The organism is Aquiflexum sp., assembly GCF_041751335.1.
GTDB lineage: Bacteria > Bacteroidota > Bacteroidia > Cytophagales > Cyclobacteriaceae > Aquiflexum.
This window is the reverse complement of the sequence record NZ_JBGSXS010000034.1, coordinates 46,079-60,111: the sequence shown is the minus strand read 5'-3', so window position 1 is coordinate 60,111 and position 14,033 is coordinate 46,079. Positions and strand designations below refer to the sequence as shown.

Annotated in this window: 12 protein-coding genes; 5 read left to right on the top strand and 7 right to left on the bottom strand. The window is 38.0% G+C overall.

Features of this window, described 5'->3' with window-relative positions:
• A partial coding sequence (locus tag ACEW8U_RS01960) for a hypothetical protein (protein ID WP_373520354.1) occupies positions 1-205 on the top strand: 205 nt, incomplete at its 5' end.
• 283 nt (positions 206-488) lie between these two features.
• Here ACEW8U_RS01960 and recN read toward each other — a convergent pair.
• The 7 genes from recN to ACEW8U_RS01925 form a co-directional block, all read right to left on the bottom strand.
• Positions 489-2,141 carry a DNA repair protein RecN gene (gene recN, locus ACEW8U_RS01955; protein ID WP_373520353.1) on the bottom strand — a complete coding sequence of 551 codons (1,653 nt, stop codon included), beginning with the start codon at positions 2,139-2,141 and terminating at the stop codon, positions 489-491.
• Between the two features lie 46 nt (positions 2,142-2,187).
• The gene (locus tag ACEW8U_RS01950; protein ID WP_373520352.1) at positions 2,188-3,090 is read right to left on the bottom strand and encodes a DUF4835 family protein; all 903 of its coding nucleotides are present in this window, start codon (positions 3,088-3,090) and stop codon (positions 2,188-2,190) included.
• Positions 3,091-3,128: 38 nt separating this feature from the next.
• Positions 3,129-4,337 carry a bifunctional phosphopantothenoylcysteine decarboxylase/phosphopantothenate--cysteine ligase CoaBC gene (coaBC, locus tag ACEW8U_RS01945; protein WP_373520351.1) on the bottom strand — a complete coding sequence of 403 codons (1,209 nt, stop codon included), beginning with the start codon at positions 4,335-4,337 and terminating at the stop codon, positions 3,129-3,131.
• Entirely contained in the window at positions 4,337-4,654 is a 318-nt protein-coding gene (locus tag ACEW8U_RS01940; RefSeq protein ID WP_373520350.1) for a DNA-directed RNA polymerase subunit omega, read from the bottom strand. The genes coaBC and ACEW8U_RS01940 overlap by 1 nt, the downstream gene beginning before the upstream one ends.
• Before the next feature lie 7 nt (positions 4,655-4,661).
• Positions 4,662-5,594, bottom strand: coding sequence for an outer membrane protein assembly factor BamD (locus tag ACEW8U_RS01935; RefSeq protein WP_373520349.1), 933 nt, complete (start codon positions 5,592-5,594; stop codon positions 4,662-4,664).
• Positions 5,595-5,663: 69 nt separating this feature from the next.
• A complete protein-coding gene (locus ACEW8U_RS01930; protein ID WP_373520348.1) occupies positions 5,664-6,371 on the bottom strand; it encodes a T9SS type A sorting domain-containing protein in 708 nt (235 codons plus the stop codon).
• Positions 6,372-6,559: 188 nt separating this feature from the next.
• A complete protein-coding gene (locus tag ACEW8U_RS01925) occupies positions 6,560-8,176 on the bottom strand; it encodes an OstA-like protein (protein WP_373520347.1) in 1,617 nt (538 codons plus the stop codon).
• Positions 8,177-8,291: 115 nt separating this feature from the next.
• On the opposite strand from ACEW8U_RS01925, the gene tilS reads away from it, so the two are divergent.
• The 4 genes from tilS to ACEW8U_RS01905 all read left to right on the top strand — a co-directional run bounded on the left by tilS (position 8,292) and on the right by ACEW8U_RS01905 (position 13,997).
• Positions 8,292-9,548 (top strand): tRNA lysidine(34) synthetase TilS, encoded by a 1,257-nt coding sequence (gene tilS, locus ACEW8U_RS01920; RefSeq protein ID WP_373520346.1) that lies wholly within the window; start codon positions 8,292-8,294, stop codon positions 9,546-9,548.
• A complete protein-coding gene (locus tag ACEW8U_RS01915; protein WP_373520345.1) occupies positions 9,545-10,072 on the top strand; it encodes a Crp/Fnr family transcriptional regulator in 528 nt (175 codons plus the stop codon). The genes tilS and ACEW8U_RS01915 overlap by 4 nt, the downstream gene beginning before the upstream one ends.
• A gap of 164 nt (positions 10,073-10,236) precedes the next feature.
• A complete protein-coding gene (gene mdh, locus ACEW8U_RS01910) occupies positions 10,237-11,175 on the top strand; it encodes a malate dehydrogenase (RefSeq protein WP_373520344.1) in 939 nt (312 codons plus the stop codon).
• A 101-nt stretch (positions 11,176-11,276) separates the two neighbouring features.
• Entirely contained in the window at positions 11,277-13,997 is a 2,721-nt protein-coding gene (locus ACEW8U_RS01905; RefSeq protein WP_373520343.1) for a hypothetical protein, read from the top strand.
• Positions 13,998-14,033: the final 36 nt, after the last annotated feature.

Genomic DNA, 14,033 nt, shown 5'->3' with positions numbered 1-14,033 from the left:
AATGACATTGGGTTTCTCGTCATCCCGAGTCCCCAACATTTTTAAAATGTTCAGAAAAGGAATGACATCAAGTTACCCCCTAGGCAGCCGTCATTCTGAGGTACGAAGAATCTCCAGAGGTCCTATTTATGTTTATAATACATTTCCTGATCCTCGAGAGACCCTTCTCCCGATATCCGATCGGGAGAAGGGTGACGGCAGTTAAGAAATCTGTCATTGGTAGGCACGAGGGATCTCCAAAGGTTCTTTTTATGTTTATATCTTTCATTTTCTGATCCACATGAGACCCTTCCTTCGTCAGGGTGACGGGCCCGCTTCGATTACGTCATTGGTCCGAAATTAGAGGTCTGGATATCTAAAGGCTGGACAGATTTCTTCCACCACGGCGGACTAGACTTGCCGTCGAAATGACAAGGAGAAGCCTTTGACACTATCGATCCTTAGAAAAGCATCCAAGAAAAATCAAATAGCGCTTCTTTGTCAACTTCCTACCTCTCCAACAACTCCCTGGCGCTTTCAAACGCAGTATTGGATGGTTTTTCTCCGGCTATCATTTTGGCGATTTCCAGGATTCTTTCTTCTCCTTGAAGCAACTTGATCTTGCTTATGGTTTTTTCGGAACTGCTGTCCTTGTAGACAAAGTAATGTTGATCGCCTTTGGCGGCAACTTGGGGGAGGTGACTGATACAGATTACCTGATGCTTTTTGGCGATTTCCTGCATCATACGGACCATTTGCAGTGCAACTTCACCAGAGACTCCTGTATCAATTTCATCAAAGATTAGTGTAGGAAGAGCCATTTTATCTGCCATGATGTATTTGATGGCGAAAATCAAACGGGAAAACTCCCCACCGGAAGCTACTTGTTTAAGGACTTGTGGTTTGACCCCTTTGTTGGCTGAAAAAAGGATATCTATTTTATCAAGCCCATTTTTTGTTGGTTGGGTTTTCTCATTGGTAAATTCAATTTGAGCGTTCTCCATACCCAGTTGATGAAGTAGTGAGGAAAGTTCCTTTGAAAAAGGCTGAAAGGAAGCAATACGCCTTTTTGACAATAAGTCACCTTTTTCAAGTAAATCCTTCTCTGCCAGATTTTTTTCTATTTGAAGCTTCTCCAACGCATCATCAAGATTTTCCACCTGAAAGACCTTGTCGGCCAATTCCCTTTCCAACACCATCAATCCTTCGACGGAATCAATTCCATGTTTTTGTTGAAGGTGATAGATTTTGCTCAACCTTTCCCTTATCGTTTCCAGTTTCTCAAAGTCCACTTCAATGAGTGCATCTTCTGCCTCCAAACTTGCAGCAATGTCTTTCAACTCGATCAAAACACTTTTGAACCTTTCACCATAGGGTTCAAATTTATGGGCAAATCTGGTCAATTGGAGAATGCCTTGGTTGGCCAATGCCAATGTCTTTAATCCACCAAATTCTTCATTTTCCAACTGAGAAAGTATCTCTTGGATTTTGGATTTGATATCCTCTGCATTTTCGAGGATCTCCTGTTCATTTTCCAATTCCTCCTGTTCACTTTCCACCAATCTCAAACCAGAAAGTTCTTCTAATTGGAATTTATTGAAATCAGCTTCTTTTTTGAGTTCAAGAGCCTCGTGGGATAATTTATCTAATGCTTTCTTCTTCTCTTGAAAAATCTTAAATGCAGCGTTATAGGCTGATTTTTCTATTATACTCTTTGAAAATGCATCTACCAAACCAAGCTGATATTCTCCTTCGCCTATCTGAAGGTTATCGTGTTGGGAATGAATATCCATCAAAAATTTCCCTAGGTCTTTGAGTGTTTCCAACTTTACCGGGGTATCATTGATAAATGCCCGTGATTTTCCTGAGGGGCTTATTTCTCTTCGTATAATTGATTCTTTCTCAAAATCCAAGTCTTCCTTTTTGAAAAAATCTTCCAATCCATAATTTTGAATAGAGAAATTTCCTTCAACGACACACTTTTTGTCCATGTCAAGCAAGGCCTTGGTATCCGCCCTGTTTCCCAATAAAAGTCCTACTGCCCCCAGCATAATGGACTTACCGGCACCTGTTTCGCCGGTGATCATGTTCAGAGATATATTTGGTTCCATTTCCAGACTTTGGATCAAAGCATAATTGGTAATGGTTAGGGATTTGAGCATGATTTATTTAAAATGGAAAGACTGACAAATCTAATAAAAATTGATCTTAACCCTTGAGGAGATCATTGTATCTTCTTGCATTATTTGGATCTACCTTCAATAGCAGTTCCACTGCTTCTTCTCGGATTTCTTTTGGGGCATTTTTAAGAATCTTGCTGATTTCATCGCCTTTGGCATCAATAAATGCAATAGTGAATATACTGTTGGGCTGGGCTTGGTTTGCCTGTACCACCAAACGTATGGCTTCCACTATATTCTTGTAGGCTTCTTGTGGGTTGGAAATAATAATATCTAGGCCCTTTCTGTGGTAGAGGTAGACAGCTTCCCTTATTGGAGCAAAGACAGAAGATGTATAAATATCATTGATCAACCAATATCGGTTTCTTCTATCATTTGGGTTGGAGCCCCATCCCGGCCTTTGGGTTTGTTGGGCATTGTTGACTATGGTATTGGCGATTTCAAAGTATGAATCTCCCCCTCTCAAAGCAAAACTATCATAGTCAAATCCCAACGAAATATAGGCATAGTAGGCTAGTAAAGAACTTATATTATTGAGAAAAGAAAATCTGTTGAACTCCAAAGGTTGAGAAAGAATAAATTCAAAAGACCAGTTGCGGTCTATGAAGTTCATGACGAGTGATTCATAATTGGTTCCAAATACCGGTCGGACAGTTTGGACCTGAACCGTCGCATTATAAAATCCAACTTGAGGCATGTCGCTGATGGTGATCAGCATGTTTCCTTTGATCCTTTCTGTGGGTTGGAATTGGTCACCTGTCCAAGACCTGCCATTTAGGAATTGCTCAAAATTGACTTTCATGTCTTCAAAAATGGCAGTTTCTTGGGTCCTTGCCCTGTCACTGTTGATGATGACCGTGAAATTCAATTCTTGGCTGAATCCTTGAATGAGGGTGAAAAAGAAAAAAAGGGTAATTAAGAATATCCGCATATTGAATTTTATCTTTAAAGATAACGATAATTCAGTAGTCAGATTTTAACAGGAAGATTTTTTATCCCTTCCAAGATCATTTCTGCTATTTGTTTTTTGGGGAGTACTTCAGAAACCACTGATATACCGTCAGCAAAAAAGAGACTTACTTTGTTGGTATCCAACTGAAAGCCGGCGCCAGTATCTTTCATTGAGTTGAGGACAATCAGGTCAAAATTCTTTCTTTCAAGTTTAGATTTGGCATGGAATTCTTCATTTTCCGTTTCAAGTGCAAAGCCGATATGGATTTGATGGGGAAGTTTTTCTTTACCTAATGAAAGGGCGATATCCACATTTTTAACCAAATCCAAGGTCATTCCTTCACCTTCTTTTTTAATTTTTTCAGTGGCGGCATTTCGTGGGGCATAATCTGCCACAGCAGCAGCGAATACACTGATGTCCATTTTAGGATGAAGATTGGCTGCAGCTTGATGCATGTCCTTTGCACTGCGTACCGGATAAATTCTGATATTAGGATTGTTGGGCTTTTTTGCACCAACTCCCAGAACAAGATGAACTTCAGCGCCTTCGGAAGCAAATGCATCTGCCAAAGCTGCACCCATTTTACCGGAGGAATGATTACTGATAAATCGTACTGGATCTAAGGCTTCCTGAGTAGGTCCGGACGTCAACAATACTTTCTTTCCTTTGAAGGCCTGTTTTTTTGAAAAATGGGAAATGACATGTTCAAGAATATGTTCAGGTTCCATCATTCTTCCCAGTCCCGAAAGACCACTTGCAAGCTCTCCTTCCTCTGCGTCGAGAATAATATTGCCGAATGAAAGGATGGTTTCAAGATTTTTTCTGACCGAGGGATGTTGGTACATGTCCAAATCCATGGCGGGTGCAACCATCACCGGGCATCGCGCCGAGAGGTATATGGCAGCCATGAGATTGTCGCAAATTCCATTTGCCAATTTGGATAAGGTATTTGCTGAAATTGGGGCAATCAAAAATAAATCAGCCCAGAGACCTAAATCAACGTGATTGGTCCAGACTCCTGTTTTGGCATCATAAAATTGATGATGTACCGGATTTTTGGAAAGTGTGGCTAAAGTTAGGGGCGTAATAAAATCAAGAGCGGAAGTACTCATGATAACCTGTACTTCCGCTCCTTCTTTGACCAATAAACGTGTGAGGCTTGCAGTTTTATATGCTGCAATACTACCCGTAATACCAAGTAAAATCCGTTTGCCCCTAAGTTGCATTATTCTCCTTCAGGTGTTGTGTCAGGATGTCTGTAATATAATTTTCCTTCCATAAATTCCTCCATTGCCAAATTTGTAGGCTTTGGCATTCTTTCATAGAATTTGGAGATTTCAATCTGCTCTTTATTTTCAAAAACCTCTTCAAGGTTATCTACAGTAGAAGCAAATTCAGAAAGTTTGTTGTTCAACTCTTCCTTCATGGTTGAAGATATCTGCTTTGCTCTTTGGGAGACAATGTGGATAGATTCATAAAGGTTGCCAGTTGGGTCGGAAACTTTATCCAAATCCCTTGTGATAATTGATGGATTAACTGCCATAATATGATTAGTTATTTTTAATTTCTGTTGTTAATTCTGTAGTAGCTTCAGGTTGATTTATTTTGGCTGCATCAGCATCTAATTTGGCTTTTGCCAATTGTTCCTCATATTCCTTTTTTACTTTTAGGTGAGCTACAAGTTCAGTTTGGGATTTTTTGATCAATGTTTCTATGCTTCCTAAATATTTACTTTCAGGATATCTTCTTTTAAACTGATCCGCATATTTGGACACATCATTAAGCCTTTCTTCCTTTTTGTCAAAGACACTTCGCTCACCATAAGCCAAGGTTACTTCCACTAATTTGAATCCCAATTCTTCATTGTGTTTACTATCAGGGTAATTTTTTGCAAAATTCTGGAAATTGATAATGCAAGCCCGATAAAATTCTCCTGGATATAATCCTTCTGTTAATTTCAGATAAAGCAAGGATTCCTGATAGGCTTTTTCTTCAAATCTTATCTGAAGGTCATCGATCATCGCAGTAGCCCTTTCGAAGGAATCTGATTCTGGAAATCTACTGATAAACAGTTGAATGGCATTTACTGCATCATGACTGCTTTTTTGATCAAGATTATAATCCGGTGCATCAAGATACAGTGAATAAGCATTCATAAATAATGCTTCTTCTGCAAGCGGACTTCTATTGTAAGTTTGGTAGAATGTATTGAAGTAACCCGCGGCTTCAATATACCTTTTCATTCTAAAATGACTATAGGCATAATTGAAATCTGCAAGTTCTGCTTTCTCACTACCTCTAATAACGGGAAGGACCTTGTCGTATAAAATTATTGCTTTGCTATATTCTCCGGCATTGTAATACGTATTGGCGGATTCGTAGAGTTCTTCCCAATTAGTGCTTTTCTCTAATTTATAGAATTGCCCACAAGAAGAAGTTGCCAATGAGAACAAAAGGAGAATTAATGGAGTAAGGTTTTTCATTATTTTTCGAGGCGCAAATATAAGGGAATATTCATACTAATCCAATTTATCGATATCCGTAGGGTCTGCTTACTTCTTGACAACGAGTTTTTTGGTAACTATATTTTTGTTGTCAACAAATAAGGTATAAAAATAAACACCTGGATGGAGGTCTGCCACGTTAATGACAAGACTTTTTGTGGCTGGGTCTAATCGGTATTCAGCCACTGGATTACCTATGAAGCTATTGATTGTGATTTTTGCTAATGCTTTTGGATTTTTGAATTCATAATCTATTTGGGCAATCCTATTACTAGGATTGGGATAAACACTGCCTAGTGAAATGTCCTTATGGTTGGTTTCTTCAACACTGGGATTGAATACTTCATATACGGCTTCAATGACAAAAACATCCCTGATATTTTCTGTATTGGTAAAATGAAGGTCAAAATTCCCCTTGGTCTCTGTAATACCTAAATCAAACTCCAAATACATATCTGTAAATATTTCCCCTGGGGCTAGCATTAACTGGATTTTTGCCATCTCCCTTTTCGGATCGAGGCATTTGTCAGCAATGCAAAGTTTTATGTTTTGTGAAGACCCGATATTTCCACGTAGGAATTTGAGACTGTAGCCAACAGGTTGGGTACTTAGATTTTGAATAATAAGAGATTTGCGCTGAGCGGTACCTATCTTTCCATTGAATTCAATATTTTCGGATAACACACGCACCTGTGCTTCCGAATATATCGGAAGGAGCATAAGGGTGAGTGCAAAAAGTACGAAAATTTTTTTCATGTAAATTTTTTTTCAATAGGCCGATAACTGTTTTGATGCAATTCATTCTTTTGTACGTATAAAAATACCAAATAGGTTTGAACTATTAACACATTCGCGGTTAAAATTTGTTAACCTTTATGAAATTTTTTTTATGTGTCTCCGTTGTTAGAGATTTTAATTTTACCGTATAGTTAATTATCCAAAGGTTACTCCCCTGATTTAAGTTTTTCCTTTATTAATTTTTGTATTTCTTCCTCTTTGGGGTAGGGCACTATAGCCTCTGGCTCATTAAAAAAATTAAATTGATTTTCTTCTCTTTTTCTGGGTGTTCTCCATGAAAAAATCACTTCCATACTCGGTTTTTCACTTTCTCTCCATTTAAACCCTTCCAATTCCCGCTCGTCATCTTCCAACATATGGGGAGGTTTGAAGGATCCTTCCGGTTTTACAAGCCAATTGGTTTTAACCAAGTTTCCATTGTCAAAAAACATAATGATGTTGGCACAGAGCATTTTGTTCATCCCTCGAAGTGTTGAATCACCTATGAGATCAAAATAGATGGATTCACCATTCCCCTGTATGTGAAGCTTACTCATTTTCTGTTCTTTAAAATAACCAGTCATTTTCCGGCCTTTCATTTGATTGAAATTTCCAATAGTGTCCCGGGTGATCGTAAAGGCTTTCTGATTGAGATATACCCGGTCAATTTCTTCATTGGCTATCAAAAACCTGATGCTGTCTGCTGAAATTTGACTTTTGTTATCCCAAAGGATCGGATCCTGATAAAGATGGATTGTGGAATCAGCATAAATGTAAGCCAAGGAATCTGAGCGTCCATGTAGGCTAGATTTAATCAAACGGACATTGTTAAAAGCCAACAAATGCCTTCCTTCTGCCTTTTCGCTGTCTTGGGAAATAAGTGTGTCGGCTATCATATACATGGTGTCTGCCTCAAAATATTTCTGGACCAACGCATTTCCGTATACAAGGCTGTATTTCCGGTCTTCCCAATATTTCCCCTCTTCACCAAATATCTCTATTTCCCTTTCTTTATTTAAAACACTGACATTGATTTTTCCTTCGTAATACTTTTGGTTTTCATCATAAAAAAGGGTTTCTGCATATACTTTACTGGTTTCAGTCTCAACATCTCCATCGTAAAACCTGAAAATCTTATTCTCTGTATCATAAAAGCTTCCTTTTTGTGCGTTAAGCTTGTCGCCTTCTTTTGAAATGATATTGGTGACACCTACCGTTTCTGATGTTTTGGGAACTGTCCTGTAGATCAAAAAGTTTGTTCTTAGAGTGTAGTCTGGGTTTACAAGAATCACGTCCTCTGTAAAAGTGATTTTCTCAATAGATGTTTCGTAAACTCCGTTTTTACTGGTAAGAACATTGGTACTGTCCACGACTTTGCCGTCGTTGAAATAATTTGCTATACCGGTTGTCCGATCATAATCCAGAAATTCTGTGTATAGCGTCGTTGATTCATTTTTAAAAACTACCTTATTTCTGAGTTTGGCGATCTTGGTATTTCCGTCATACTCAGCATACCTACTATTGGTAGTAATCGGATCATTTTGATCAACAATCCTTACGTTTCCATAGAGTATGGCTTTGTTTTCATTTCGGTAGAAATGAGCAGAATCACAATAAATTAGAGAATTTTGGTGCTTCATTCTCACATTATGGAGGAGTCTCTCAAAACCTCCGGCACCCTGAAGGAGGTCAGCCTGTTGGATTTCCAACGTATTCTGAGCTTGGGAGGCTTGTACAAAAAGCAGAAAAATAAGGGTGACTAGAAAATAGATGTTTTTGATCATTTGGTTTGAAATCGATCCCAAAATTAATCAAAAATGGTATTTTTGATTTATGAAAGACCTTTTTAAAATTCATATACGTTCGAAAAATCTTTTGGATTTAAATAAAACGTACCTTTTGGCAATTAGCGGGGGAATTGACAGCGTTTGTTTGGGGCACTTACTGCATGAATTGGGTATCAATTTTTCCTTGGGACATGTTAATTTTCAACTGAGAGGAAAGGAAAGTGATGGAGATGAAGCCTTCGTGAGAAATATTGCGGCCCAATGGAAGGTTCCCCTATTTGTGACCAAAACCAATAAAGAATTTTTGAAATCAACTGGAAAATCCACTCAGATGGCAGCAAGGGATTTTAGGTATAATTGGTTTGAGGAGGTGACCAAAGAAAACGGATACGAAGGTGTTTTGGTGGCACACCAATTTGAGGATCAGATAGAGACCATTTTTCTCAACCTATTGAGGGGGACGGGGATAGAAGGATTATATGGAATGGCGGAAAAAAGAGGGATAATAATCAGGCCCTTACTGCCTTTTTCAAGGTCTCAGATCAGGACATTTATGGAGGAAAACGGGTTTGCTTGGAGAAATGACAGCAGTAATGATACGAATGATTATAAAAGAAATCTATTGCGAAACCGAGTTTTGCCTACATTAAGTGAGGATTTTCCCAACGGTCTTCAGGTACTTGAAATGAGTTTTAAAAGATTGAAGGATACTGGAAAAGCTTTTTTTGATCTATTTGGATTGTGGAGAGATCAACATGTTCGTTTGGAAGGAGGATATCAATATCTCGAAATTGTCAGCATAAAGAATTTGTCAGGTAGGCAATCGATGTTGTATTATTGGTTACGGGATTTTGGCTTTTCATATTTTGATGTGGAGGATGTAATAAAATCAGTCGAAATTGGAGAACCGGGAAAAACATTTTATGCAGGGGACTATATGTTGAATTTGGACAGGGACTTTTTCATTCTTGGAAAAAATGATTTCGAATGGGAACCTTTAAAAGTAAAAATCTATGATATAGAATTGAACCTCAGATCAAAGAAGTTTGATATCCTGAAATTGGGGACTGATTTTGAAATTGAGAAATCTACGGAAAATGCCATGCTGGATTTTGAGAAACTTAAATTCCCACTAACTGTCAGAAAATGGGAACAAGGAGACAGGATGGTGCCATTGGGAATGGATAAAGATAAAAAAATCAGTGATTTATTAGTAGATTTGAAGGTGCCGATGATCAAAAAAAAGCAGGTGTTGGTTCTACTCTCAGGTGATGAGATAGCATGGTTGATAGGTTTCCGGATCGGGGATCATTTCAAATGCACCCCATCCACCAAAAAGGTTTTGTATTTTAAAAAAGTAACATCATGATTAATCCTTTTTCAAAGACATTTAGTTCATCAGACTTGGAGACTTTCCAATTCCTTTCACAAATCAGATTTTTTGAAAAACTAAAAAACTCTGAAATGGCGCGCTTTCTATCAGCTATCCATTACAGGAAATATGTTAAAGATGAGGTGATATTTTTCAGGGGTGATCCTAGCCATGCTTTCTACGTGGTCAAATCAGGTCTTGTTAACTTGACGCTGGATATTAAAGATGATTTTGAGGTAATAAAAGAAGTGAGAAAAATGGAAGCTTTTGGAGAGAACTCTTTGCTGGAGAATACCAAAAGGATTTATACAGCGGTGGTCTATTCAGAACAGTCAGAGTTACTTGTAATCCCTCATTTTGCTATTCATGAAATTTTTGATAATAATCCCAAAATCACGGCAAAGATGATGACTTCACTTGCCGAATTTTATAATGAAAACAATATAAGATTGTTTAAGTCTTACAAAAGTTCATTCGGTTTCTTTAATTTGGGAGAGATGTTTGACACTTCAACAAGATGATTTTTAAATAAATTATTTCTTTATCTATTTATCTATACCGATTAGCAAATACTTGGGGGCACTCAATGAAGTAATCACTGGGATTGCTTTATAAAACAGGCTTTGTTTAATAACTTAGCGCCACTTTGAAATCAAAATATAAAACTTAAAATAATCATATAATTATGACAAAAGTAACAGTAGTAGGTGCCGGAAATGTAGGTGCTACATGCGCAGATGTATTGGCTTACAGAGAGATTGCGGAAGAAATTGTATTGATTGATATCAAAGAAGGTATAGCCGAAGGTAAAGCTTTGGATATTTGGCAAAAAGCTCCAATCAATCAATACGATAGCAGGACAATTGGGAGTACTAATGATTACAGTAAAACCGCAAATTCAGATGTAGTAGTCATCACCTCAGGCTTGCCAAGGAAGCCAGGTATGACCCGTGACGATCTTATTGAGACCAATGCAGGTATCGTGAAGTCAGTTACAGAAAATGTGGTGAAACATTCACCAAATGCCATTATCATAGTAGTTTCAAACCCCCTAGATGTGATGACATATCAGGCTCATATCACTTCTAAGTTTTCAAGAACAAAAGTACTTGGAATGGCCGGAATACTTGATACAGCTAGATACAGAGCATTTATTGCAGAAGAACTTAATATTTCCTCCAAGGAAATCCAGGCAATCCTCATGGGTGGCCATGGTGATACCATGGTTCCACTACCTAGATATACCACTGTTGCCGGTATTCCGGTAACTGAACTGATAGATGCGGACAAACTGGATGCTATAATCGAAAGAACGAAGTTTGGTGGTGGGGAATTGGTGAAACTAATGGGTACTTCTGCATGGTATGCACCTGGTGCAGCGGCCGCACAAATGGTTGAATCCATTTTGAAAAACCAAAGAAGGGTATTCCCTGTTTGTATTAAGTTGGATGGCGAGTATGGAATTGATGATTGTTATCTTGGGGTCCCTGTGATATTAGGTAGAAATGGGGTTGAAAAAGTGTTGGAGCTTGATCTCAATTCAGCGGAAAAGGCATTAATGGAAGTTTCCAGAGGACATGTCAAAGAGGTGATGAGTGTATTGGATAAAATCTCCAGCAAGTAAAATTCTAAACGATTATAATCAAAATCCCGGTTTTATATCGGGATTTTTTGTTTTTTTGTCTATTCAGTTTTGATCCCACCCCGCCACTATCCCATTTGAAAGTGAAAAAAATTATAATTGCTCTTCTCATTTTGCTTGTATTCGGAATTGGGGGATTTTTTGCCTATAAAATTTTTTTCCAGGAAAAAACAAGGAATGCTCTTGAGTTGGTATCTGCGGATGCTGTTTTGGTTTTTGAAACTTACCAGGCAGTCATGGCTTGGAATCAAATGGTCACCCAACCGATTTGGGGCAAATTGTCAGGTATTCCAGCGCTTCAGCAGGCAGAGAATAGTCTTTTGGTTTTGGATAGTCTTGTAGGAAAGTCCGGAAATCTTGAGAGATACCTCAAGGGAAATCAGTTTTCGATTTCATTACATCCTGTTGGAAAAGAGGAATTCGATTTTTTGTTTATTCTCGCTTTGCCACCCGATGCAGATTTTGGATTGGTCAGCCAACTTGAAAAAAATTTGAAAGCGTCAGTTTCCATTTCCTCCAGGAATTATAGTAGTGTCCTTGTCAAGGAATATAGAGATAAGGAAAATGATAAGGAACTGACCTATGCAAGTGTAGGGAATCTGCAGATTTTAAGTTTTACTTCATTCTTGGTCGAAGATGCGATCAGACATTCCCAGAATGATGCTTTGGGCGGATTCAAAGAAAAGCATAAAGATCTGATCAAAGCTCTGCCCACACCTCATGATCTGGGTGTACTCAGACTTGGGAGCGATGGTTTGAGCAATTTTGTCAAAGTAGTTACCAGGGGACCCAATCATTCAGGTTTGGATGATTTTTTCCATAATAAGATTTCAGCAAATCTTGAACTGAAGTTTACCAAAAGTCAGATTTTACTGGAGGGATTGGCGATACTTGGAGAAAAACCCAACATAGGATTCTCAGTTAATCCTCAAGCCGCCATTACATCCTTCAAAGACTTTATTTCCAATAGAACGGCAGCTTATTTTCAATACCAGTTAGAGGATATTCATCAGATTTCCAATTTGCTGGAAACAGAATTTACATTCAAAAGCACAGTTATGGGTGAAATTGATAACTTACTCATAAATGAAGGATTTTTAGATAACCTAACTGGACATCTAGGTATGGTGTATTTGGAGAAATTGAATCAAGAACCGCAGGATAAATTGCTTTTTCTCAGGTCCAAAGATTCGCTTCGGCAAATAGATTTGTTGAAAAAATTCGCTTTTGGTTCTGAAATCGATGGGGCTGTATCCAGATTTACAGATAGTTATAGAGGAAAAGATATTCTAATTATTACTACCAAAGAATTTCCGGCGCATTTATTTAATGGAAATTTTTTAGGTTTCGACAATACCTATTTGGCATCGTTTGGAGATGTTCTTGTTTTGGGGAATAGCATCAAAGCAATAAAAATAGTCATCGATGATATCGGCAATGACAATGTATGGAGTAAGTCCCTGAAACATAAAAAGACCTTGGAAGATCTTTCATCCGGTTCTGCTTATAATTTTGTCCTGGATATCCCCCGTTTTTGGCCAAATATCCTTGACGCAAGCTCCCCAAATTGGAAATCTTTTTTTCAAAAATATTCCCCACAATTTCAAGCAATAGATAAAACGTATTTAAAACTGGCCAAATCTGATAATCAACTTACCGTCAGATTGGAATTGTCTTACAATCTCTCACAACCAAAACTAGACCAGCAAGTGATCTTGATGGAAAACTCCTCCGTCACTTTTGAGGATAAACTGATATTTGGACCACAAAGTATTCAGAATTTTAATGACAAAAGTCTTGAATTTGTAGTTCAGGATGAGCAAAACAGGATTCACCTGATCACAAATGAAGGGGATTTCGTGTTTTCTTATGAACTCGACGGCCCTGTGATTTCTGAAATATTCCAGTTCGATTATTATAAAAACAACAAACTCCAACTGCTTTTTGCCACAAAGAATTTTATCTATGCAATAGATAGGTTTGGGAATCTGCTTCCTGATTTCCCGATCAGATTTTCTCATGGTAGAATTTCTCATCTTAACTTATTGGACTATGACAATAGCCGGGATTACAGGTTCTTCATCAGCACGATGGAGGGAGATTTGTATTTGTCAGATCAATCAGGAAAAGTATTGGAGGGATGGGATGGAAAAAAAATCAACGCCCCACTTTCCGTTAAACCCACTCACCATAGGATTGCAGGAATAGGTGACAGAATGTTGGCTTTGGCTAATTCCGGGGAATTGTATCTTTTCAATAGAAAGGGGGATGCCGAACTGGGAAGTCCGATAAGGTTAGGAGAAAATCTGGCAACTGATTATGTTTTGTTGGAAAGAGGAAGTGCCAAAGAAACACGTTTGGTGACGGTTACCCAGACCGGTGAAGTTGTGATGGCGAATTTTTTAGGGGAAATTACCTATAGAAATCAGCTTTTGAGACCTGATAGGGAAACTGAGTTTCATCTGATCAAGGATCAAAAAGATGACAGGTATGTCTATGCTGTCCATGAATACAACAAAATTTCAGTTTATGACTCGGATAATAATCTATTGTTTTCAAAGAATATCTTTTCAGATAATATCCAATTCCAGTTTTTTTCCTTCGGAGCAGACAAGAACATATTTGTTGTCCTTGATCTGAATCAGGAATTCATTTTCCTATATGATCTCAAAGGAAATCTGTTGACAGCCAGGCCAATAGATGGTAGTCAAAAACTGGAGATCAAATATTCTGCTGCACAAAATGAATATGTCATTTATGTGGTCAGTAACAATAAATTTTCTGAGTATCGACTTCCTATATAATTTACCGGTTTCCATTAAAAGGCTAAATGCATGGTC